Here is a 22730-nt window from a genome sequence, read left to right on the forward strand (position 1 = left end):
CTGAGAATTCAATCCCTTTCCTGCGCAAGGCTGGCTTAAACGGCGCATGCACCGGAAAGACCGAGCTCCGCCAGCGTTGCGTCAAGCACGGAGGGTGGCAGCGCGAAGCCCGCACCTGAGGTGGTGAAAATCAGCCGGCATTCGATCTCCCGCCCCGGATAAAGCGGCCGCAGGATCTGGCGATAGATCGCAAGCTGCGCAACATAAGCCTTGGAGATGTCATCAGCCCGGTTTGGCGGCGCGCGATCCGTCTTGAAGTCGGCAATGATGACCCGCTTGGCCTCGACCGAAAGCCGGTCGATTCGGCCGGCGACGGAAAACTGTCGCTCCGCGGTAGCAAGGACGCCGATCAGACTGGCCTCCGCGCGTGCCGTTGGTCCGAACAGGCTGGCGAAATCCGGGTTCTCGAGAACGGCAAAAACCTGTTCGAGCGCCACGTAGCGGTCTTCCTCCCGCCACTCGGCGGCGGCACGCGCAAGATAGCGCTCGGCCGCTGCCCGTCGCTCGCTTTGCGGAAAGTCCGGCAGAACCTGAAACAGCCGATGGATCGTCTTGCCCCGCTTGATCGCGAAACTCGTCTGCTCCGCATTGCCGAACAGCCGGGAGCCCGGCGCCGGCCGCGGACCCACGCCTTCCAGTTCGGCGGCAGCTCCCGAGGGGCTCAGCGGCCGCGGCAGGCGCATGTGTGGCGGCAAAGGTTTCAGAAGCGAAGCGGGAAGGGGGAAGGCGCTTGCCGCACGCGCCTGTTCTTCATGCCGCTCAAGTTCCCGCATCGGCCGACCGGAGGTCCAGACGAGGCCCGCCCACTCTTCGGTTCTGGTCTTGAACACCGTCTCCCGGCATCGGTCGGCATCGAGTGCCAGCGCCGACCAGACGAGCTTGTGCCAGCAATCAGGCACCTCGCGCTTCTTGCGATGTCCGCAAATGATCAGCCGGTCGGCCGCCCGCGTCATGCCTACATAAAGAAGCCGGCGATATTCCTCTTCGGCCAGCGCTTTTCGCCGCGCGGCATCCTCTTCGGTAATTGAAACCGCCAGCGACGCATCGGACAGCCACACTGGAAGCGATGGGGCATCCTCACTCTCTTCAATCAGCCGCAGCTTCGGCATGTGGCCGGCATTGAAGGGCGCGCTGCCGTCGTCAACGAGGAAAACGATCGGTGCCTCAAGGCCCTTTGAGGCGTGGACGGTCATGATCCGCACCTCGTCGCGTCCCTTGTCCTGCTCGCGCTTGACCGTTGGCGGGTCGAGCTCCAGCGAAGAGGTGAAAGACTGCAGGCCGGGCAGGCCCTTGGACCCATGTTCGAGCGCCAGCGCCAGAAATTCATCCAGCACGTCCGTTACTTCCGTGCCGAGCCGCGCAAAGAACTTGCGGCGGCCGCCCATGGGGCCAAGAATCCGGGAAAAGAAATCGAACGGGTTTCGCGTGGCCGCCAGCCGTCGCCACGCCTCGATGAGATCGACAAATTGCGCGAATGCAGCATTGCCCTCAGCCGCCAGAACCCGGAAACGCTGCCACAGGCTCTCGCGCTGGCCGCGCCCGGCCGCGGCCAGCATGAGGGCCTCTTCCGAAAGTCCCATCAGCGGCGATTTGCTCAGTGCCGCCAGAGAGAGATCGTCATCCGGCAACAGCATAAAACGGCCGAGGGCCATCAGGTCTTGAATGGCAATGTGGCGCGTCAGAACGAGCCGGTCCGCGCCGCCAACGGGGATCGCGTTGCGCGACTTCAGTGCCCGCGTCAGCGCATTGACGAAGCCGTCGCGCTTGCGCACCAGAACAAGGACATCGCCCGGCCGCACCGGCCGCGCCTTCTTGTCCTCGACAATGATCTCATTGCCGATCCAGCCGGCAATCGTATCGGCAATGCGCCGCGCAAGGATTGCCGGCGGCGTGGTCTCCGGCGTTGCATCGAAGGGCAGCGTCCAGTCGTCCTCTTCCGTGCTTTCCACCGGAGCAATCATTTCCCACACTTCGGTAAGCCCTGGGTGACCGATACGGCTCGACTGATGCGTCACGCTTGCTCCGCCTTCGCCAAGGCCGCGGCTGTTTTCAGGGACCGAGAAGACCTGATCGACGGCGCTCAACACATGGTCCGTCGAGCGGAAGGAAAGCGGCAGGCGAATCGACCGAAACTCCAGCGCGGCCGCTTCCGCCATGGCTTTCGCATGCCGGCCTTCGCTGGCCAGCTTTTCCGGTCGCGCGCCCTGAAAGGAATAGATCGACTGCTTTTCGTCGCCGACCGCAAAGAGCGTACGCGAGAGGTTCCTTGCCGATTTGCCGGCGAAAAATTCCTCCGACAAGGCACGGATGATGCGCCACTGCATCGGGCTCGTATCCTGCGCCTCATCGACCAGAATGTGATCGATGCCCTGATCCAGCTTGTAATGGATCCACGGGCCGGCATCGCTGCGGGTCAGAAGATTGGCCGCGCGGTCGATCAGGTCCTCGAAGTCCATATAGCCGAACCGGCGCTTCAGGTCCTCGTAATCGCGCACCAGCCGGTTGGCAATCGTCAGCGCTGCAGAACTCGCCTCCAGCAGGTCGAGCTTGCGCAGCGCATCGAGATGTTCGACCACATGGGTCAGCATGTCAGCGACACGCTGTTCCAGCGCCGGGTCCTGCTTCAGCATGGCCGCACTGTAGAAGGCCTGGTTGCTGCGGATTTTTCCAGTCTGCGTGAAGGCAAAATCTTGGATGGCAGAAAGCCGGCGCTGCGGATCGCTCTCCGTCAGGATCGCTGAGAGCTTTTGCACGCTCTCCTGCACCTTTGCTCCACCTGCCTGACCTGCAAATGAAATGTAAGCCAAGCCTTGCGCGCCGGAGAAGCCGGGCAAGTGTTGCAGCGCCTCATGGCATGCCTCGCGGGTTGCATCCTGGGCAAGACCCAGCTTGCGGCGCAACAGGCGTTCATAGCTGCCGTCGCGAATGGCGCGCAGGCTTTCGGTCAGCGCGCTGCGCTGCGACACGATCTCGCCGATCAGCGTTTCAAGCCCGCTATCCGAGCCGTAATCCATGACGGTCGCGAAGGCGGCGGCAAGTTCCGCATCGTCTTCGGCCGTGGCGGCGACCAGGAGATTGCGCCGTACATCGCCAATGATGTCCGCAGCGGCGCGTTCGTCGAGCACGGTGAAATGACCTGCCACATTCGCCTCGAGCGGAAACTGATGCAGCAGCGCTTCGCAGAAGGCGTGGATGGTCTGGATCTTCAGCCCGCCCGGAGTTTCGAGCGCGCGTGCGAAAAGCCGCCGCGCTTCGGCCAACATGGCGCGCACCGGCGGAGTGCCTTCCATGGCTTCGATTTCGCGCGAAAGCGTTGCGTCATCCAGCAACGCCCATTTCGACAGCGTCCGGAAGACTCGGTTCGACATTTCGGACGCTGCGGCCTTGGTATAGGTCAGGCAGAGGATGGCAGAGGGCCGCGCGCCAGCCAACAGAAGCCGGATAACACGCTGTGTGAGAACATGCGTCTTGCCCGAACCGGCATTGGCCGACACCCATGCAAGGCTTTTCGGATCGGAGGCGAGCCCCTGCTGCCGCGTCGTCCAGCCGATCGAGGCGAGCGGATCACTCGGCATGGTGTCCGAAGCGGGCTCGATATGTATTTCAGCCATCGGTATCGCCCTCGTCACTGTCTTCGCCGGAGGTCCATTCGGCCACACGCGCGAGGTGATCGTAATCGCCGATGATCGCTGCACTCTCGGGAAGCACGCGCGACAGGAACCCGCGCTTGCCGGTCTTCAGCAGCGTCAGCAGCTTGACCAGTTCGCGTGCCGCGTCTTCCGCCAGTTGCGCGGAGGTCTTGGGTGGCGTCTTGGACCGCGAACTGGCCGGATCGCCATTGACGATTTCAAACTTGAAGCGATCGCCCGGCCTCAGACGCACATAGATCAGATCCCCCGGCTCCCGTGCGCCGACATCGGCAAAGCCCCCGGCCTGAAGCGCCGCCGCCTCCAGCGAAAGCTGCGGATCGATCAATGTGCGCGCCTGCTTGAGGGACGGCGAACTGCCGGTCTTGTAATCGATGATATCGGCAACACCGCCGCGGGTGATGTCGATGCGGTCGGCATAACCGGTGAGTTCGAACCCGCCGTCGAGCGGCATGATCGCACGCGCCTCGGTGAACGATTGTTTGATATTCGCCTGTCGCTTTTTCTCCCAGTCGAGAAAGGCTCGTGCCGTCTCGTCAAAACGCGGCCGCCACGTTGCCTCGATATGGGCGGGCAGATCGGCCTCGGCAAAGGCGCGGTCGGCAAGCGCGGCAAGAGCGGCAGTCGCCGCCTCGCTGGCCGGATCGATCTTTTCGCCGACGAAGGCTTCGATAATGGCGTGATAGAGCGTTCCGCGTTCCGCCGGCCCCGGATCGGCATTGAACGGATCTACCGGATCCAGCCGCAGGATGCGGCGCGCATAGACCGCGTAGGGATCGCGGCGAAGCTTGCCGGCTTCCGAGAAGGAATAGCGGATCGGAATGAGGTTTGAATCCGGCTTCGGTTCTGGCCGAAGTGCCAGCGGCTGCCGCTCGCCTTCGTCGATCAGCGTGGCGCAACGCAGATAGTACTCGCCCCTCTGCCGCATGGTCTTCGTGAGTTCGGGCCCCGCAATGGTGGTGAGCCGCTGCAGGAAACGCGAGGCGACCGAGGGCGCGCTGCCGGCCCGTAGCGCCCGCGAATAGATGACATGCGGCATCCCGCTCGCCATCTGAAAGTCATGCGCAATCTGGCCGGCACGGCGTTCGGGGGGCTCCAGTCCCATGCGGATTTTCATGATGCGCGAAAGGAACGGGTTCGTGCCCGCTTGTTGCGGCCAGACGCCCTCGTTCATGCCGCCGAGCACGATGGTGTCGACATGCTGCAGGCGCGCTTCCTGTGTCCCCCAGATGAAGACGCGCGGGTGGCTCATGGCGCGCGGCTTTACGGCTACGTCGGCCACCAGTGCATCCAGCACACCAGCCCAGTCTGCTCCGGTCAGCGCCAGTCCACCCGGCGCCTCCATGACGCCGGAGAGAAGATCGGCCAGCGCTTCGCCGGCTTCACCGGTCCAGAGTGCCGAGACGTCGCCCGCCTCGTCCGCCGCAAAGGCTTCCAGCGCGCGGCCCGTCCGCTCCGCCCATTCGGCGGTGCTACGGGTAATGGAGAAGCCCTGGCCGGGCAGGCGCCGCACCAGCGCCTCCACCAGCGGTTCGGCGGCGATGGCAATCCGTGCGGCGGCGTCGAGCGCAAGCGCGAGGTCGCCCGCTGAAAGCGGCGCGCGCCATGCCGGCTCGTGGCGCGCCTGCGCCGCGCGCTCCGCCTGCGCTTCCATCAGAGGCGCCAGTGTCGAGATGTCGACGGCGCCGGTGCCGCCGCGAAGGGCATGAACCTCCAGCAGGCGGGCAGCTTTGGCCATGGTCTCCGGTGGAAGGGCGAGCCGGGTCAGGGGATGCTTCAGTAGCGAAACGATCGGCACCGGGTCGCCCGGAAACAGCGTCGATTCGATCAATAGTTTGAGAAGCGTACCCTGCGGCGTGGCGTTGAGCGGCGTGCCCCCACTGTCGTCGGCCTCGATGCCGAAGCGCTCCAGTTCGGCCACGACCCGTCGGGCAAGCCCGCGATCCGGCGTGATCAGCGCGACCTGGCTTTCGTCAGAGCCGGCCGTGTCGAGCGCCAGTTTCAGGGCGACGGCAATGGCAGTCGCCTCCAGCCGCTCGTTCGGGGCTTCCATGAGGGCCACATCTGCAAAAGCATCGGTCATCGCGCTTTCACCAATCTCGGCCTTCATCTCGGGCCAGAGATGTGTGGAAGCGGAGGGGGCAAGCGCCAGCGAGACGGCGCGGGTCCGGGTATCGATAGCCGGCTCCGCCCTGCCATAGGAGCCGACATCGTCGCGCTTCAAATGCAGTACATCGAGAAGCCGCGCCAGACCGAATTGCGGATGGCCGAAAATGGTCGGGTCAATGCCCGTTCCATCGGCGGTAGAGGGAAGGGCCAGACAATCCCATTGCGCCGGCGGCATATGGAGATCGAGCCCCGGCAGGACGACCGCGCCCTCGTCAAGCTGGCTCACCGCATCGATCAGCCGGGCCGTGGCGGGAAGCGAACCGGTCGAACCGGCGACGATCACCGGCCCCCTGTGCACCGCCGTCGCCAGCCGTTCCACTTCCGCTTTCAGCACCGCATTGCGATGGCGAGAGGCGGAAGAGGCGTTCAGCTCCTCCAGGCGCGCCGGCCAGTAGACATGCGCGATCTTGAGGAATTCCAGCGTCAGTTGCCACCAGGAGGCATAGTCCTGCGTGTTGAGTTTATCGAGATTGTCCCAGCCGATTTCCGCCGTCTCGACTTCGCCAATCAGCGCGATCAGTTCTTTCGCCAGCCACACCGCATCCGCGGGACTTGCCGGCGCAATTACCGGCGCGCCACCATGAAAGTTGACGACCGCTTCCGGCAGGCTGTTGCGCCAGACAGTGATCAGCCTTGCCAGTTCCAGCGCTGCCGCCACCGGGCCGACGGGCGGCAGAAGGTCCAGCGTTTCCGGCAGGCTCGCTTCGAAGAAGCCGCTGTCGTCGTCGGTCTCACCAAGGGGCCGGATCGTCGGCAGGATGGCCGAGCCGTGAGACAGAAGCAGCGCAAATTCCGAGCGCAGCACGCGCGCCGCGCGCCGGGTCGGCACGAAGACAGTCACGTCGGCGAGCGTTTCAGGTTGGGCGGGATCGAAGACAAAGCCCTCGACAATCTCGCCGTTCAGAATGCCCTCTGCCAGCGTCCGTAGAAAGGCGGGGCCGGGCGGACTGGTCAGAACACGCTTTTGCCGCCGCGCCATGGTCTAACCTCCCGAAGCTGCGAAGCGGGCGACGGCGGCTTCTGCAGGCGCAATCGCGTCCGGCGTTCCGACCGTGATCCAATGGCCGGAAAGCTCCAGCCCGAAGAGACGGCCGGCGGCGATCGCCTTGTCGAAACTGGCGTTCAGCCCGAAGGGCCCGTCCGGCGCGTCGTCCAGAAGTTCGGGTGCGAGGACGAAGGCTCCGGCATAGACGACCGGGCGAGGCAGACCATCCTTGTAACGGCTCAACCGTCCGTCTTCGCCCAGCGAAAAATCGAGCTTGCCGTTATGTCCCGTCGTGTCCTCGTTGCGCACGACCAGCATGGCGATGTCCATCCGTTCCGGCTCGAAGAATCCGGCTAAGCGGGAAAGATTGCTCGGCTCGTCTTTCTTCTCGCCGACCCAGAAGAGATCGGCATTCATCACGAAAAGCGGCTGACGCGGCAAAAGCTTCATGCCCCTGACGAGACCGCCGCCGGAATCCAGTAGGCTTTCCCGCTCGTCCGAAATTTGAACGCGGGGTCTTGCCCGGCGCGCCAGATGCGCTTCCATCTGATCCGCCAGATGGTGGACATTGACCACGGCCTCCTCGACACCAGCTTCGGCGAGCGCATTGAGCACATAGTCGATCATCGGCTTGCCGGCGATGGGCACCAGCGGCTTGGGCATCGTGTCGGTGATGGGGCGAAGTCTCGTGCCGAGGCCGGCCGCAAGCACCATCGCGGTATCGATTTTCATATGGGAATGCCCTGCTGCCTGTTGTCCGCCTTATGCGGACACTGATTCGCGAGACAGGATTCCAGCCTCCAGGCACCAATTGCGCAAGGGGGCAAGCGCCTCATGTTCAAAGGCGACCTCGAGATGCCAGAGCGTACGCGGCATATGCTGCATGTAACCCGGCAGGCTATCGCGTTTCAAAAGCCGCACCCAGAGCCCGTTCAGCCGGCAGGCGCGCTGCGCCGACATGATCGACCAGTGTCTGATGAACGACTTGCGATCGAACGAGCCGGCGGCCTCGCGGGCGCGCATATAGGTTTCCATCAGATCGTCCAGAAGCGGCCGTTCGACGGTGACACGGGCATCCTGAACCAGCGAGACGACGTCATAGGAGGACGGGCCGATGATGGCATCCTGAAAATCGATGATCCCGATCTTGCGGAAGCCTTCTCGCTCCGGCAACCAGAGCAGGTTCGGAGAATGATAGTCGCGCATGACGAGATGCGTCTCACCCGCAAGCGCCTCGTCGATCAGCCCGCTCCAGATCGCCATATAGGCGTCCCGCTCTGCCTTCGTTGCCTCCTTGCCATTCCGCTTCCAGGGAATATGCCAGTCAAGCAGCAGTTCGACTTCATAAAGCATCGCGGCCTTGTCGAAGGCAGGAACACGGTGAACCGAGGTCGCGTCGATCGGCAGATCACGGACGATGGGAAGCTGGTGATACTCCGCCAGACACAGAACGGCCTCATGATAGCGTTCGGCAATCGGCTTGCGGTCTGCGTCGATGACGCCCTCGCTCCCCAGATCTTCGACGACCAGAATGCCCTGTTCCTGATCCGCCTCATAAATCTCCGGCGCTGACAGGCCGATGCCGCGAAGATAGCGGTCGACGGCGATGAAGGGCCGCACGTCTTCGGCCAGATGCACCAGCTGCGAATAGGTCTTGCCGTCGCGGATCACCGGCCCGTTGGAGCGCGCCGGCGCATCCATCAGCACAAGCCCGCGACCGTCCACCGTCTGGATGCGCTCATAGGCGCGGAAGGATGAATCTCCTGTCAGAAAACTGCGACGCGCACCGGCAAACCCATGCGTATCGAGAAATGCCCGGATGTCCAGAACCCGCTTCACCCGTGCCAGCCGACGATCCGGCCCTGTGATGGTCGCTTTGCGGCCTGCGCCTTCGCTTGTCAGTTCGATGCGCAACAGGTCCGCTGGCAGGCGGCTGCCCGCACGGTCCGGCCATTCGACGAGGCAGACTCCGGTTTCCAGGATTTCATCAAAGCCGAGTTCATCGAGTTCGCTCGAATCCCCGATGCGATAGAGATCGAAATGACCGACCTGAAAGCGCAGGTCATAGACCTGAACGAGTGTAAACGTTGGGCTTGGCACCTCAAGAGACGGATCGTTGGCGAGCGCCCGCAGGACCGCCCGCGCCAGCGTTGATTTCCCTGCACCGAGATCGCCGTCAAGCGCCACGCAAAGCCCAGATCCCAGCGCCAGCGCCAGATCTTCCCCAAAGCGGAGCGTGGCGGCCTCGTCTGCGAGATGAAGCGTAAGCGGGTCCATGCGGTTCACTCCGCAGCGGCAATCGAGCCCATGTCGGGCAGGACTTTCGACGGGATCCGGCAGGTGACTTCGGTGCCCCGACCTTCGACGGAATCAATGGTGACCTGCCCACCGTGCAGCGTGACGAAGCAGTCGACAATCGCAAGGCCGAGCCCTGCGCCGCTCCCCTTGCCGTGCGATTCGAAGCGATTGAACACCGTGTCGAGAATATCCTTGGGGATACCCGGCCCGTCATCGGAAACCTTGAAGACGAAATCTTCGCCGTCACGCCAGCATTTCAGCCGGATATTGCTGTGCTCAGGCGCGAAATTGGCAGCGTTGGTCAGGAGCTTGAGCAGGATCTGCTTCAGCCGCTGCCGATCGGCGTTGATCGCGCCCAGGCCCGCAGGTGCGGTGATCTGCAGCGTGATGTTCATCTCGTGCAGACGCTCGGCGATCTGCTGGGCAACCTCGTCGAGGAAGCCGTCGAGCGCGATCGGCGCGAAATCCAGCTGCATGATTCCGGCGTCGACCGTTGCGAGATCGAGGATGTCGTTGACGATGGTGAGCAGGATCGAGGAAGAGGCGGAGATATGTTCGACATATTCCGCCTGCCGCTCGTTGAGTGTCCCGAGCGCCGGCGTCTTCAGAAGATCGGTGAAGCCGATGATATTGGTCAGCGGCGACCGCAGCTCGTAGGAGACATGCTGGACGAAGTCGTTCTTGATCTCGTCGGCCTTTTGCAGTGCAGCGTTCTTTTCGGTCAGCGCCCGTTCGGCGAGAACGCTGTCGGTCATGTCGACAAAGGTCAGCATGGTCTGCGCATTGGGCAGCGGCGTCACCGCATAGTCGAGCACGAGACCGGTATTGAGCTCGAGGGTCCCGCTGAAATTGGTGCGCTCATCGTCGAAACTGGTGATCAGCTGGCCGAAGCGGCGCCAGCCATCGGCCTGTCCATAAGCCGCCATGCAGGCGGTCTCGACCGAGCGGATATGCGTGCCGGGCTTGGCATCGTCTTCGCGTAAACCCCAGAGCTTGCGGAAGGCGGGGTTGGAAATCCGGATCTTGCCGTCCGGGCCGAACACCGCCACGCCCTCGGCGAGATGATTGATTGTTTCTTCCTGCACCTTGACGAGCGAATTGTAGAGCGTTTCGAGATTGACCTTCTCGGTCAGGTTCTCGAACACCCATGTCGCGCCGCCCTGCGGCAGGGCATTGGCAAACACGCGGAGCGTCTGACCATTCGGCAGATACCAGATATCGGTCTGCGTCTCGACGGCGCGATAAACGCCAAGCGCATGCTCGCGCCAGGATTTCCAGTTGAGCTGTTCAGGCAGGCGGCCCTTGGCGCGCAGGCGGTCCAGAAGCGCGCCATTATCCGGTCGCTGCTCGAGGAAAACGAGATCGAGTTCCCAGAGCTGCTGGAAGGCCTGATTGTAGAACTGCAGGCGCTGGTCCTTGTCGAAGATCGCGACTGGTGTGCCGAGATGATCGAGGATTTCCGCGTGGCTTTTCAGCGTGCGCTTGAGCTCTTCGCGCAGCGCCTCCTGCGCCGAGGTATCGATCGCCATTCCGGCAGAGCCGGTGCGGCTCTTTACGTCGAAGACGTCAAAGAAGGCGCGTTCGCCCCGAACAACGGTCGACACCTTGTCGTGAAAGGGCGCGTCCGAGGTGGCGGTGGCGCGGATTTTCTCGCGCGCGACCGTCGGCAGCAATTCGCGCCCTTCGCGCAGCGCTTCTTCGCGCGTCTTGGCCTCGACCGCGTCGCCATAGGCTTCGTTGACCCAGGTCAGCCGGCCTTCGGTGTTGCGCTGCCAGACCGGCATGTCTATCGTGTCGAGGAGCGCCTGGAACGAGGCGATCGTTGCCGCCAGCCGGTCGCGCTCGATCTGCAGTTCCGCCAGTTCCGCGCGCAGGCTGTTGAGCGCCACGAAACGCACGAAAGAGCGCCCGCCGGAGACACGGCCCTGCGCCTCGATGGCCTCACCGCGCTGGCTTTCCACCACGAGATCGAAGGGCGAGCCGTGGCTGCGCAACCTGTCGACGGCGTTTTCGATTTCGGAGGCCGAGCGCGGGCTGAGCCAGCGCCCGAAGGCGATGAAATCGCGATCCTGCACCGGCGCGCCGGTCTCGAGCGGCAATTGACCGATCACCTCGGTCTGGCCCGAAAGCCCATCCCAGATGACAATGCGGCGATTCTTGTCGGCGATCAGGGCCTGATAGCTCGAGATTTTCTGGCTCGCTTCGGAGAGCGCGCTGCGGATTTCCCGGCTTTCGGCCTCGACGGAATTGCGCCGACGGGCATTCCAGAACGAAGAGATGAACGCGGCCGATAGGATGCCGGCCAGAATGGCCGCCCCGGCGATGCCGCCGGATGTATAAAGCGAACCGACCGAAGGCGAAGCGGCGAACACGTCCGTCGCCGTCAGCGCTGTCGTCGCCGTCATGAACACACGAATTGGTCTCAATGGGCTATTCTTCTTGGGCGAACCGGATGTCTGTCCCGAAATCATGTCCGGTTATTCTCCATGCAGGTCATGTGAAAGGCCGAAGCGACCATTCCGGGCACAGCCTGCCACGAAGAACTTGTGCGAAGGCTGCGCGGAACGCCTTGATCAGCGGCCCCCGCAAAACAGTTCAAAACTGCCGAATCATTGCTGGCGACATTACTGCCTTCGGGAATCGTCATAAAGCGAAATGGCCAAAAAAGAGCCGCCGGCAGGTTGCCCCGCCGGCGGCCTCTATATGTGGTGGTTGCGACCGAGGGGTCTCAGTAGCGGTAGTGTTCCGACTTGAACGGGCCTGTCTGGCCGACGCCGATATAGGCGGCCTGTTCTTCCGAAAGTTCCGTCAGCTTCGCGCCGAGCTTGGCGAGATGCAGGCGAGCAACCTTTTCGTCGAGGTGCTTCGGCAGGACGTAGACATCGTTCTTGTAGTTTTCGCCGCGGGTGAACAGCTCGATCTGGGCGAGAACCTGATTCGTGAACGAAGCCGACATGACGAAGGACGGATGACCCGTTGCATTGCCGAGGTTGAGCAGGCGGCCTTCCGAGAGAAGGATCATGCGGTTACCCGCGGGGAACTCGACGAGATCGACCTGCGGCTTGACGTTGGTCCACTTCAGGTTACGCAGCGCGGCCACCTGAATCTCGTTGTCGAAGTGGCCGATATTGCCGACGATCGCCATGTCCTTCATCGCGCGCATATGCTCGATGCGGATAACGTCCTTGTTGCCGGTCGTCGTGATGAAAATGTCAGCGGAGGAGACGACATCTTCGAGCTGAACGACTTCGAAACCGTCCATGGCGGCCTGAAGCGCGCAGATCGGGTCGACTTCCGTGACCTTCACGCGAGCGCCGGCGCCCTGAAGCGAGGCGGCAGAACCCTTGCCCACGTCGCCGTAACCGCAGACGACGGCAACCTTGCCGGCCATCATCACGTCGGTGCCGCGGCGGATGCCGTCAACCAACGATTCCTTGCAGCCGTACTTGTTGTCGAACTTCGACTTCGTGACCGAGTCGTTGACGTTGATGGCCGGGAAGGGCAGCAGGCCCTTCTTGGCGAGCTGGTAGAGACGGTTGACGCCCGTCGTCGTTTCTTCCGTCACGCCCTTGATGGCGGCGCGCTGCTTGGTGAACCAGCCCGGCGAAGCTTCCAGACGCTTCTTGATCTGTGCGAAGAGGATCTCTTCTTCTTCCGAACCCGGGTTCGAGAGGACGTTCTCGCCGGCTTCAGCGCGGGCGCCGAGCAGGATGTACATGGTGGCATCGCCGCCGTCGTCGAGGATCATGTTCGACACGCCGCCGTCGGTCCACTGGAAGATCATGTCCGTGTAGGTCCAGTATTCGTAGAGCGACTCGCCCTTCTTTGCGAAGACCGGGATGCCGGCAGCGGCAATGGCTGCTGCGGCATGGTCCTGCGTCGAGAAGATGTTGCACGAGGCCCAGCGGACTTCGGCGCCGAGCTTGACCAGCGTTTCGATCAGAACCGCAGTCTGGATCGTCATGTGCAGAGAACCGGTGATGCGTGCGCCCTTCAGCGGCTTCGTGGTTCCGAATTCCTCGCGCGCAGCCATCAGGCCCGGCATTTCGGTTTCGGCAATTTGGATTTCCTTGCGGCCAAAATCGGCAAGGTTGATATCGGTCACGATATAGTCGTTGGCTTTGCTCATCAAATTCTCCAGATCCGGCGGAAACAGGGCTCAAAACATCAGAACCCAACGGACGCAATGCCGGTCATTGGCGTCCGAGAAATGGATATGTGCTATGTATCAGCGATGGGGTCTTTTGGCAATCAGGATATAAAGAAGTCTTTATGTCTTTATATGAAAGGATGAATCAACCGTTAGGGACAGCTTTCGCAGGCCGGGAATGCCGGCTGAAAAGATCTGATACGCGTTGGAAAAGTTCAGGCCTCTTCACCGAACTTGTTGGCAACCAGGGCTGCGATGGCCTCAAGCGCTGCATCGGCCTGGACGCCTTCTGCTTCGATCATGATGGTGCAGCCGGGGCTGGCGGCCAGCATCATGAGCCCCATGATGGAGGTGCCACCAACCGTCATTCCATCTTTGGAAACGGTGATCTTGGCATCGAAGCCCTCGACAGTCTGGACAAATTTGGCTGAGGCCCGGGCATGCAGGCCGCGTTTGTTGATGATCAGAAGCTCGCGAGAAACGGACACCTTGAGGTCTTGCTCCTGATCCTGAGGACTACTTGCTGGCCAGCACGCTGCTAGCGACATTGATGTATTTGCGCCCGGCTTCCGACGAATCCGTGAGCGCCTTCTGCATGTTGTTTTCGCCGCGAATGCCGGCAAGCTTGATCAGCATGGGAAGATTGACGCCGGCAATGACCTCGATCAGCCCCGCCGACATGACGGAGATGGCGAGGTTTGAAGGCGTACCGCCGAACATGTCGGTCAGGATGATGACGCCGTGGCCTTCGTCCGCGCGCATCACGGAATCGAGAATATCCTGCCGGCGCTGATCCATGTCGTCTTCCGGCCCGATCGAAACGGTTTCAAGCTGCTTTTGCGGCCCGACCACATGTTCGAGGGCATGACGAAATTCTTCAGCCAGCTTGCCATGGGTGACAAGCACAAGTCCGATCATGTCGCATTTCGCTCCATTGCACAGTCCAGAGGGACGCCTGTTATCGCATTGTATTCATAACGTCCACCGACAAGGTGGACATCATGGCGAGGAAATTTCGAAGTGCAAGAGCAAAATAGAGGCCGATAAAGCCCCTAAATGCCCTGAATTACCGCCGCGAGGCGGCAAGACGAAGCAATTGATCCAGGATTTGTGTCGAGGTAGCCGGCAATCGCAACAGGGGCAGGGCGCCGATTGATTCCATTTCAAACTGCTCGTCTTCAGGCGGGATTCGTTCCGATGTTGCAACCTCGACTGGAAGAACTGCGAAGTCCATGACGGCGGCGGCAATTGCGGGAACGTCGACAATTCCGGCCCCGCGTAGTTCTGCCTGCCCCGCGATCGTATCGATCGCCTCCGCAACAATGCGCTCCGCCCTCAGAGACACGATTACCTGATCGTCGCCGACAAAGGCTGCGAACTGACCCAGCGTCCGTGCCTCGGCAAGACAGGCAAGGGCGCTTGTCGTCTTGCCGCTTCCGGAGGGCCCCACAAAAAGAAAACCCTGCGTGCCGATCACGATGGCGGTGGCGTGCTGGTTGCGGACGGTTCCACTCATTCTTCGGTAAAGGCCGGCAGCGTCAGAATGAAGCGCGCGCCTGCCGGCTTTTCGCCGTCGTATGACGGCAGGTTTTCGGCTCGCAGTGTGCCTTGATGCGCCTCCGCGATCTGGCGGCTGATCGAAAGGCCGAGGCCCGAATTCTGCCCGAAATCCTCGCCCTCCGGCCGGTCGGTATAGAAGCGTTCGAAAATGCGCTCAATATCCTCGGCCTGGATGCCGGGCCCGTTATCCTCGACGATGACGACGCACTGATGGCGGTTGCGCGTGAGCTTCACCAGGATCCGGCCGTTTTTCATCGGCACGAACGAGCGGGCGTTTTCGATGAGATTGGTGATGATCTGGCCGATGCGCAGATCGTGACCCGGCACGCGGAACCCGTCCTTGACACCCTTGGCGTTACGATCGATCTGCAGGTCGATCGTAACCGGCTTCTTGGCGCTGCGGATTTCACGTGAAATGCTGACGAGATCGCCGAGCAGCTTTTCAAGATCGACCTCGCGCTGGTCGACGCGCGCCAGCTCGGCATCCAGACGCGACGCATCGGAAATATCGCTGATCAGTCGATCCAGCCGGCGAACGTCGTGCTGGATAATGTCCATCAAGCGTTGCTTGGACGTATCGGTCTTTGCGAGCGGCAGCGTCTCGACGGCGCTCCGCAGCGATGTCAGGGGGTTTTTCAGCTCGTGGCTGACATCGGCCGCGAACTGCTCGATGGCGTCGATGCGGTCGTAAAGCGCGTTGGTCATCCCGCGAAGCGCGATGGAAAGATTGCCGATCTCGTCCTGACGATCGGAGAAATCCGGAATTTCCGCACGTTCCTTGCCGCGTCTCACCCGAATGGCGGCGGCCGACAGGCGCCGGAGCGGCGTCGCAATTGTCGATGACAGCAGCAGCGAAACGATGACGTTGACCAGCGTCGCCACACCAAAGACGCGCAGGATGGCGAAGCGCTCCGCATGCACGATCTTGTCGATATCGCCGGCCTGGGTCGACAGAAGCAGCACGCCCAGCACGGCGCGGAAACGCTGGATCGGCACAGCGACCGAAACGATCAGCTCGCCGTCATCATTGATGCGAACCACCGCGCCGCGAACGCCGGTCAGCGCATTCATCACTTCCGGATAGATCGAACCGTCACCGCCGGGCGATTCCTTGTAGACCGGCAGATCGCCTTGCTGCAGCAGCCGGTTGAAGAAATTGGCGATCCGGTCGGTCCAGCTGACGGGCTCGCCCTGCAGCGGCGGCAGGTCGAACCGCAGCACCTGCGCGCCGGTATAGAGATGCTTGGAATCCAGGATCAGATTGGCGTCGGCATCATAGATGCGCGCCCGCGTCCGCGTCGGCGAAATCAGGCGGCGAAGCACGGGGGCCACGCGCTGCGGCACGATCGGGAATTCCAGATCCTCGTCATTGGGAACCGGCGTGATGCTTTGCCCGGCCTGCAGCTCCAGCAGCTTTTGGGGGTCGATAGTGATCGAATTCGTGTCGACAGAGGCAGACGCAGCAATCGCCCCCGAAATGATCTCGCCCTGTGTCAGCAGGCTTTCGACGCGCGCGTCGATCAGGCCCTCGCGAAACTGGTTGAGATAGAGAATGCCGCCGACAAGAACGATGAGGGCGGTGAAGTTGAAGAAGAGAATGCGGCGCGTGAGGCTTGAGAAAACCGCATGGCGCAGTATCCGGCGGATACGCGGAAACGGCCAGAAACGCACACGTCCGCCGGGACGCTTGTCCCCGGCATCCAATGTGTCTTCCAGGCCGTGATCGAGAGAATTGTCCGCCAATGGTGCTGTCCGCGTCGCCTGATTGCGACACCCGGGGCGCACCGAAATGGCCCCGCTGATTACTCGCTACTACCGTAAATCCGTGGTTCAGGCGGCTTCGCGGAACCTGTATCCGACGCCATAGAGCGTCTCGATCATGTCGAATTCCGTGTCAACCATCTTGAACTTCTTGCGCAGCCGCTTGATGTGGCTGTCGATCGTCCGGTCGTCGACATATACCTGTTCGTCATAGGCCGCGTCCATAAGCGAATCGCGGCTTTTTACCACGCCTGGACGCTGTGCCAGCGAATGCAGGATGAGGAATTCGGTGACGGTCAGCGTGACCGGCTCGCCCTTCCACGTGCAGGTATGGCGCTCCTGGTCCATGATGAGCTGCCCGCGTTCCAGCGAACGCGACGGCGCGGCGGCTGCGGCACCCGGCTTTGCCGTGGTGCCGGCAATGGCGGCAGCCTCGCGGCTTGCGGCCCGGCGAAGCACCGCCTTCACGCGCTCCACCAGCAGACGCTGCGAGAACGGCTTGGTGATGAAATCGTCCGCGCCCATCTTCAGGCCGAAAAGTTCGTCGATCTCTTCATCCTTGGAGGTCAGGAAGATCACCGGCAGATCGGATTTCTGGCGCAGGCGACGCAGCAGTTCCATGCCGTCCATGCGCGGCATCTTGATGTCGAAAATTGCAAGCTGCGGGGGGCGAGCCAGAAGACCCTCGAGGGCGGATGCGCCATCTGTATAGGTCTCGACCTTGTAACCCTCCGCTTCGAGGGCGATCGAAACAGACGTCAGAATGTTCCGGTCATCGTCCACGAGTGCAATTGTCAGCATGGGCATTCATCTCCTTCATACGATCGCGTGGCGCAGCCGGCATGTCAGGCCGCGCCCGTTTGAGTCGGTTCGCTTCTTGAGGATAAAGGTGGAACAAATTGTGGCAAGCGGAAAGAGCCCGCACCCGCACGCAATTTTTTACCGCTCGGACAAAATCGTCTTACGGGGACTTTCTTCAAACGATTTAAAAAATCGGTTGGAAAATTAAATCGATTAATATATTGATATCATTGTAAAATTATACGTTTTGCCAATTGTCTTTTTAAAAAACTCTGCCTATGTTCGCCCACATCGACGGTGCAATGAGTTAGAAAAGGATTTTGCACGATGGAGGAGCTCGGCGTTCGCAACCAGGCCAACGGTCTGGCAAAGATCGGCTTCAGGAATCTGGCGACGGTTCGCTATAACTTCCTGGAAGCATCCCTTTACGAAGAGGCCATCCGCAATGGCGAAGCCGTTCTGACGGCTGATGGTGCGCTGCGCGCCATGACCGGCCAGCACACGGGCCGCTCCGCCAAGGACAAGTTCGTCGTCCGCGACACCAAGACCGACGATCAGATCTGGTGGGACAACAACAAGCCCATGTCGCCGCTGCATTTCGAAGTGCTCTACAACGACATGCTGCACTTCGCTGAAGGCAAGTCGCTCTATGTGCAGGACCTCATCGGTGGCGCTGACGCCGACAATGCACTGCCGACCCGCGTCGTCACCGAATATGCCTGGCACTCGCTGTTCATCCGCAACCTGCTGATCCGCCCGGACCAGTCGGCGCTCGCAAGCTTCCTGCCGAAGCTGACGATCATCGATCTGCCGTCCTTCCGCGCCAATCCGGAGCGTCATGGCTGCCGCACCGAAACGGTCATTGCGTGCGATCTCGAAAACGGCGTCGTCCTCATCGGCGGCACGTCCTATGCCGGCGAGATGAAGAAGTCTGTCTTTACGGCGCTGAACTACCTGCTGCCGGCCAAGAAGGTCATGCCGATGCACTGCTCGGCAAACGTTGGCCCCGCTGGCGATACGGCTGTCTTCTTCGGCCTTTCCGGCACCGGCAAGACCACGCTCTCGGCTGACCCGACCCGTACGCTCATCGGTGACGACGAGCACGGCTGGGGCGAAGACGGCGTCTTCAACTTCGAAGGCGGCTGCTATGCCAAGACCATCCGTCTGTCGGCAGAAGCCGAGCCGGAAATCTACGCCGCCTCGCGCCGCTTCGGCACGGTTCTGGAAAACGTGGCTCTCGATGACGCCCGCGTTCCGAACTTCGACGATGCTTCGGCCACGGAAAACACCCGAAGCGCCTATCCGCTGCACTTCATCCCGAATGCCTCGGCGACGGGTCGTGCGGGCCAGCCGAAGAACATCATCATGCTGACGGCGGACGCTTTCGGTGTGTTGCCGCCGATTGCAAAGCTGACGCCCGAACAGGCCATGTACCACTTCCTGTCCGGTTACACCGCCAAGGTTGCCGGCACGGAAAAGGGCGTGACCGAGCCGGAAGCCACCTTCTCGACCTGCTTCGGCGCACCCTTCATGCCGCGTCATCCGTCGGAATACGGCAACCTGCTGAAGGACCTGATCGCCAAGCATGGCGTCAACTGCTGGCTCGTCTCCACCGGCTGGACCGGCGGCGCTTACGGTACCGGCAAGCGCATGCCGATCAAGGCGACCCGCGCGCTTCTGACGGCAGCTCTCGATGGCTCGCTGAACAATGTCGAGTTCCGCGTCGACCCGAACTTCGGCTTCCGTGTGCCGGTCGCTGTTGAAGGCGTCGACACGGAGATCCTTGATCCGCGTTCCACCTGGAGCGATGGCGCAGCCTATGATGCCCAAGCCCGCAAGCTGGTCGACATGTTCGTCGCCAACTTTGCCAAGTTCGAAAATCACGTCGATGGCAGCGTCCGTGACGCCGCCCCCGGCACCCGTCTGGCGGCTGAATAAGCCAGAGGACCACAGACGGATTCACGTGAAACCCGGTGTGCTGGAACGCGCGCCGGGTTTTCCCGTTTCCGGGTTGTTTGACGCCGGCGGAACATGTGAAATAGAGGTCAGCGTCCGCAACGCCGCAGGAATAGGAAGAATGGCCAGCGAAGACCTCATCATCTCGAGCCGCGTCACGATCAACGGCTGGGAACTGACCGAGCAGTTCATCCTCGCCGGCGGGCCCGGCGGGCAGAATGTCAACAAGGTCGCGAGCGCCGTCCAGCTCTTCTTCCCGCTGATGGCCTCGCCCTCGTTGTCCGATACCGTCAAGGAGCGCGCCGCCAAGATCGCCGGTCGCCGACTGTCGAAGGAGGGCGTGCTGCTCATCGAGGCAAGTCGCTTTCGCAGCCAGGACCGCAACCGGGAAGATGCCCGGGAACGCCTGAAGGCACTGATCGTTGAGGCGATGCAGCCCCCACCGCCGCCGCGCCGGAAGACGAAGCCGACCAAGGGTTCCATCGAACGCAGACTGAAGGCCAAGTCCGGCCGCTCTGAGATCAAGAAGATGCGCGGCAAACCGGGTGGCGATTGAAGGCGTAGAACGATCTGAGGAGTAGGGCGATGAAAGAGCTTCCCGAAGATTTCATCTATTTGCCCGGCTATCTTGACCGGGAGGCTCAGGCCTCGCTGCTTGAGGCCGTTCGCGCCGGTGTCACCGAGGCTCCGCTTTTTACGCCCACCATGCCAAAGACCGGCAAGCCCATGTCGGTCCGCATGACGAATTTCGGTGCGCTGGGCTGGGTGACCGACAAGGAGCGGGGATATCGTTATCAGCCCACGCATCCCGTGAACGCCAAGCCATGGCCTGCCATCCCTCCAGCTCTTCTCGACATGTGGCGCGCGCTATCGAACTACCCGAAAGACCCGGAAGCCTGCCTCGTCAACTTCTATGGCCCCGAGGCCAAGATGGGCTTGCATCAGGATCGCGACGAGATGGAGTTTGCGGCCCCGGTGCTATCAATCTCGCTGGGCGACACCTGCCTGTTTCGCATCGGAGGCGAGGAGCGAACCGGACCGGCAGCTTCGATCAAGCTTTCGAGCGGCGATGTGGTTCTGCTGGCAGGCAAGAGCCGGCTGGCGTTTCACGGCGTGACGCGCATCTATCCCGGAACCTCGACACTTCTAAAAGGCGAGGGCCGGGTGAACCTGACTTTGCGCCGCGTCAATCCCTGATAGCTCAACTCAAAGCTTGCGCAGCGCCACTTCCTCGATGAGGTGGTTATTGCCCTTGCGCAGAATGAGATCGGCGCGCGGCCGCGTCGGCAGGATGTTTTCACGCAGGTTCTTCAGGTTGGTATTCGCCCAGAGGCCTTCCGCGATCTTCAGCGCATCCGCTTCGCTCACTTCCGCATAGCGATGGAAGTAGGATTCCGGCTTCTTGAATGCCGTTTCCCGCAGCCGCATGAAGCGGTCGATATACCAGGTGTGAATCTGGCTTTCTTCCGCGTCGATATAGATCGAGAAGTCGAAGAAATCGGAGACGATCGGCACGATCTTGCCGTCTGCCGGCAGATTGCGCGCTTGGAGGACGTTGATCCCTTCGAAGATCAGGATATCGGGACGGTCGACAATGTCGAACTCGTTGTCGAGCACGTCATAGGTCAGGTGCGAATATTTCGGCGCCTTCACATTCGGCTGCCCCGCCTTGATGGCGGAAAGGAAGCGCAGGAGCTGCCCGATGTCGTAGCTTTCGGGGAAGCCCTTCCGGTCCATGATCTTCTGGGCATTCAGAACGGCATTCGGATAGAGAAAGCCGTCCGTCGTCACCAGATCGACCTTCGGGCTCGACGGCCAGCGGGCCAGTAGCTGCTTCAGGATACGCGCCGTCGTCGACTTGCCGACCGCCACGGAGCCGGCAATGCCGATCACGAAGGGCGTCTTGATGTCATTATCCATCGACAGAAAGCGCTGCCGCTGCCGGAAGAGAAGCTGCGAAGATTCCACGTGAGCGGAGAGCAGGCGCGAGAGGGACAGATAGATTCGCCGTACTTCCGAAATGTCGATCGGGTCATTGAGCGAGCGAAGCTGTCGAACTTCTTCGGCAGTGAGAGTTAGCGGCGTATCGGCTCGAAACTGCGACCACTGGTCTGCGGTGAAAAATCGATACGGGGAATAGTCGTTGGGTTGGAAATGGTCCAAGGCTTCCGCCGCTTCGATGTCACCGACGATGCTGTTCATGATGGCTTCCGGCTCGCCTTTTCCTTGAGGCCCGATTGCGCCGTGCGACGCTCGAGCTCTGCCATGACGTCGCTGATCGGGATGCCGGCAATGCCGAGAACCACGAGAAGATGATAGATCAGGTCCGCCGCCTCGTAGGTGAGGTTTTCGCGGTCATCAGTGACGGCGGCCATCACGGCTTCGATAGCCTCTTCGCCGAGCTTCTTCGCCGCCTTCGGCTGCCCACCCGCATAAAGCTTGGCCGTCCAGGATTCCTCCGGCGACGCCTTGGCGCGATTGGCGACAATGGCTTCGAGATCAGAAAGCGAAAAGCCGCTCATGCCGCCTCTCCCGCAGGATCGAGCCGCATGGCAATGCCGTGTTCGGCCATGTAGCGCTTCGCCTCGCCGACCGAATAGGTGCCGAAATGGAAGATCGAGGCGGCGAGAACCGCCGTTGCATGGCCGTCACGAATACCCTCGACCATGTGATCGAGATTGCCGACGCCGCCGGATGCGATCACCGGCACATGCACGGCATCCGCAATGGTGCGGGTGAGGCCGATATCGTAGCCCGACTTCTGCCCGTCGCGGTCCATGGAGGTCAAGAGCAACTCACCAGCCCCGCGCTCGACCATCTTGATGGCAAATTCAACCGCATCGATGCCGGTCGCGTTGCGGCCGCCATGGGTAAAGATTTCCCAGCGATCCGTCTCGCCCGGCTTGGAAACCTTCTTCGAATCGATGGATACGACAATGCATTGATCGCCGAACTTGTCGGCAGCTTCCGAAACGAAATCCGGGTTGTGCACGGCCGCCGAGTTGACCGACACCTTGTCGGCACCGGCCAGCAGGAGCTTACGGATATCGCCGACCGTGCGTACGCCGCCGCCAACCGTCACCGGCATGAAGCAATGGTCAGCCGTGCGCGCCACGACGTCGAAGATCGTGTCACGATTGTCGGAAGAGGCCGTGATGTCGAGGAAGCAGAGCTCGTCGGCGCCGGCCGCATCATAGGCCTTGGCGGCATCGACCGGGTCACCGGCGTCCACGAGGTTGACAAAGCTCACGCCCTTGACGACGCGCCCGTCCTTGACGTCGAGGCAGGGAATTACGCGTGCTTTCAGGGTCATGACTACCGCTCCCGCGATAAAGGATTACTGTTTTCAGGTAGAAAGGGCGATAGCGCTCTCTTGTCAAGGCGTTGATCAACCGCAAATCGT

General features: G+C 61.7%; 17 protein-coding genes. 3 read left to right on the top strand and 14 right to left on the bottom strand.

The genetic code is table 11. The features are described 5' to 3' along the window. Positions 1–35: 35 nt before the first annotated feature. The 11 genes from addA to LQK83_RS11875 form a co-directional block, all read right to left on the bottom strand. The gene (gene addA, locus LQK83_RS11825; protein ID WP_230837601.1) at positions 36–3611 is read right to left on the bottom strand and encodes a double-strand break repair helicase AddA; all 3576 of its coding nucleotides are present in this window, start codon (positions 3609–3611) and stop codon (positions 36–38) included. Further along, a complete protein-coding gene (gene addB, locus LQK83_RS11830) occupies positions 3604–6795 on the bottom strand; it encodes a double-strand break repair protein AddB (protein ID WP_230837602.1) in 3192 nt (1063 codons plus the stop codon). The genes addA and addB overlap by 8 nt, the downstream gene beginning before the upstream one ends. 3 nt (positions 6796–6798) lie before the next feature. Next, complete coding sequence (locus LQK83_RS11835; RefSeq protein WP_230837603.1) at positions 6799–7533, bottom strand: nucleotidyltransferase family protein; 735 nt, start codon at positions 7531–7533, stop codon at positions 6799–6801. A gap of 30 nt (positions 7534–7563) precedes the next feature. Further along, complete coding sequence (tsaE, locus tag LQK83_RS11840; RefSeq protein ID WP_230837604.1) at positions 7564–9087, bottom strand: tRNA (adenosine(37)-N6)-threonylcarbamoyltransferase complex ATPase subunit type 1 TsaE; 1524 nt, start codon at positions 9085–9087, stop codon at positions 7564–7566. After that, on the bottom strand, positions 9084–11570 hold the full coding sequence (locus LQK83_RS11845) for an ATP-binding protein (protein ID WP_442966740.1): 2487 nt from the start codon (positions 11568–11570) through the stop codon (positions 9084–9086). Before LQK83_RS11845 ends, tsaE begins: the two co-directional genes overlap by 4 nt. Before the next feature lie 257 nt (positions 11571–11827). After that, complete coding sequence (gene ahcY, locus LQK83_RS11850) at positions 11828–13228, bottom strand: adenosylhomocysteinase (RefSeq protein ID WP_230837606.1); 1401 nt, start codon at positions 13226–13228, stop codon at positions 11828–11830. A gap of 236 nt (positions 13229–13464) precedes the next feature. Further along, positions 13465–13737: an HPr family phosphocarrier protein gene (locus LQK83_RS11855; RefSeq protein ID WP_230837607.1), complete on the bottom strand. Its 273-nt coding sequence runs from the start codon at positions 13735–13737 to the stop codon at positions 13465–13467. 28 nt (positions 13738–13765) lie between these two features. Then, positions 13766–14167, bottom strand: coding sequence for a PTS sugar transporter subunit IIA (locus LQK83_RS11860; RefSeq protein ID WP_230837608.1), 402 nt, complete (start codon positions 14165–14167; stop codon positions 13766–13768). A gap of 148 nt (positions 14168–14315) precedes the next feature. Next, positions 14316–14765, bottom strand: a complete 450-nt coding sequence (locus tag LQK83_RS11865) for an HPr kinase/phosphorylase (protein WP_230837609.1) — start codon at positions 14763–14765, stop codon at positions 14316–14318. Further along, positions 14762–16525, bottom strand: coding sequence for a stimulus-sensing domain-containing protein (locus tag LQK83_RS11870; protein WP_442966746.1), 1764 nt, complete (start codon positions 16523–16525; stop codon positions 14762–14764). Before LQK83_RS11870 ends, LQK83_RS11865 begins: the two co-directional genes overlap by 4 nt. A gap of 114 nt (positions 16526–16639) precedes the next feature. Continuing rightward, complete coding sequence (locus LQK83_RS11875) at positions 16640–17371, bottom strand: response regulator transcription factor (protein WP_112628918.1); 732 nt, start codon at positions 17369–17371, stop codon at positions 16640–16642. Between the two features lie 327 nt (positions 17372–17698). Here LQK83_RS11875 and LQK83_RS11880 point away from each other — a divergent pair, with 327 nt between their 5' ends. The 3 genes from LQK83_RS11880 to LQK83_RS11890 all read left to right on the top strand — a co-directional run bounded on the left by LQK83_RS11880 (position 17699) and on the right by LQK83_RS11890 (position 20524). Then, the gene (locus LQK83_RS11880; protein ID WP_230837610.1) at positions 17699–19309 is read left to right on the top strand and encodes a phosphoenolpyruvate carboxykinase; all 1611 of its coding nucleotides are present in this window, start codon (positions 17699–17701) and stop codon (positions 19307–19309) included. A gap of 139 nt (positions 19310–19448) precedes the next feature. Then, complete coding sequence (gene arfB, locus LQK83_RS11885) at positions 19449–19883, top strand: alternative ribosome rescue aminoacyl-tRNA hydrolase ArfB (protein ID WP_230837611.1); 435 nt, start codon at positions 19449–19451, stop codon at positions 19881–19883. A gap of 29 nt (positions 19884–19912) precedes the next feature. After that, a complete protein-coding gene (locus tag LQK83_RS11890) occupies positions 19913–20524 on the top strand; it encodes an alpha-ketoglutarate-dependent dioxygenase AlkB family protein (protein WP_230837612.1) in 612 nt (203 codons plus the stop codon). A gap of 9 nt (positions 20525–20533) precedes the next feature. On the opposite strand, the gene coaA is transcribed toward LQK83_RS11890, so the two are convergent. From coaA to hisF, 3 genes are read right to left on the bottom strand one after another with little or no spacing between them, the layout of a single operon-like run. After that, positions 20534–21529 carry a type I pantothenate kinase gene (gene coaA, locus LQK83_RS11895; RefSeq protein WP_230837613.1) on the bottom strand — a complete coding sequence of 332 codons (996 nt, stop codon included), beginning with the start codon at positions 21527–21529 and terminating at the stop codon, positions 20534–20536. After that, positions 21526–21849, bottom strand: coding sequence for a phosphoribosyl-ATP diphosphatase (locus tag LQK83_RS11900; RefSeq protein WP_230837614.1), 324 nt, complete (start codon positions 21847–21849; stop codon positions 21526–21528). Before LQK83_RS11900 ends, coaA begins: the two co-directional genes overlap by 4 nt. Further along, complete coding sequence (gene hisF, locus LQK83_RS11905) at positions 21846–22640, bottom strand: imidazole glycerol phosphate synthase subunit HisF (RefSeq protein WP_230837615.1); 795 nt, start codon at positions 22638–22640, stop codon at positions 21846–21848. Before hisF ends, LQK83_RS11900 begins: the two co-directional genes overlap by 4 nt. Between the last annotated feature and the right edge of the window lie 90 nt (positions 22641–22730).

The sequence above is a fragment of the Rhizobium sp. C1 genome, assembly GCF_021026335.1.
GTDB lineage: Bacteria > Pseudomonadota > Alphaproteobacteria > Rhizobiales > Rhizobiaceae > Ensifer_A.

What these genes read in the sequence shown, in the direction of transcription:
- addA (WP_230837601.1), bottom strand. Translation starts at nt 3,611, where the DNA reads ATGGCTGAAATACATATCGAGCCCGCTTCGGACACCATGCCGAGTGAT.
- addB (WP_230837602.1), bottom strand. Translation starts at nt 6,795, where the DNA reads ATGGCGCGGCGGCAAAAGCGTGTTCTGACCAGTCCGCCCGGCCCCGCC.
- LQK83_RS11835 (WP_230837603.1), bottom strand. Translation starts at nt 7,533, where the DNA reads ATGAAAATCGATACCGCGATGGTGCTTGCGGCCGGCCTCGGCACGAGA.
- LQK83_RS11845 (WP_442966740.1), bottom strand. Translation starts at nt 11,570, where the DNA reads ATGATTTCGGGACAGACATCCGGTTCGCCCAAGAAGAATAGCCCATTG.
- ahcY (WP_230837606.1), bottom strand. Translation starts at nt 13,228, where the DNA reads ATGAGCAAAGCCAACGACTATATCGTGACCGATATCAACCTTGCCGAT.
- LQK83_RS11860 (WP_230837608.1), bottom strand. Translation starts at nt 14,167, where the DNA reads ATGATCGGACTTGTGCTTGTCACCCATGGCAAGCTGGCTGAAGAATTT.
- LQK83_RS11865 (WP_230837609.1), bottom strand. Translation starts at nt 14,765, where the DNA reads ATGAGTGGAACCGTCCGCAACCAGCACGCCACCGCCATCGTGATCGGC.
- LQK83_RS11875 (WP_112628918.1), bottom strand. Translation starts at nt 17,371, where the DNA reads ATGCTGACAATTGCACTCGTGGACGATGACCGGAACATTCTGACGTCT.
- LQK83_RS11880 (WP_230837610.1), top strand. Translation starts at nt 17,699, where the DNA reads ATGGAGGAGCTCGGCGTTCGCAACCAGGCCAACGGTCTGGCAAAGATC.
- arfB (WP_230837611.1), top strand. Translation starts at nt 19,449, where the DNA reads ATGGCCAGCGAAGACCTCATCATCTCGAGCCGCGTCACGATCAACGGC.
- LQK83_RS11890 (WP_230837612.1), top strand. Translation starts at nt 19,913, where the DNA reads ATGAAAGAGCTTCCCGAAGATTTCATCTATTTGCCCGGCTATCTTGAC.
- coaA (WP_230837613.1), bottom strand. Translation starts at nt 21,529, where the DNA reads ATGAACAGCATCGTCGGTGACATCGAAGCGGCGGAAGCCTTGGACCAT.
- LQK83_RS11900 (WP_230837614.1), bottom strand. Translation starts at nt 21,849, where the DNA reads ATGAGCGGCTTTTCGCTTTCTGATCTCGAAGCCATTGTCGCCAATCGC.
- hisF (WP_230837615.1), bottom strand. Translation starts at nt 22,640, where the DNA reads ATGACCCTGAAAGCACGCGTAATTCCCTGCCTCGACGTCAAGGACGGG.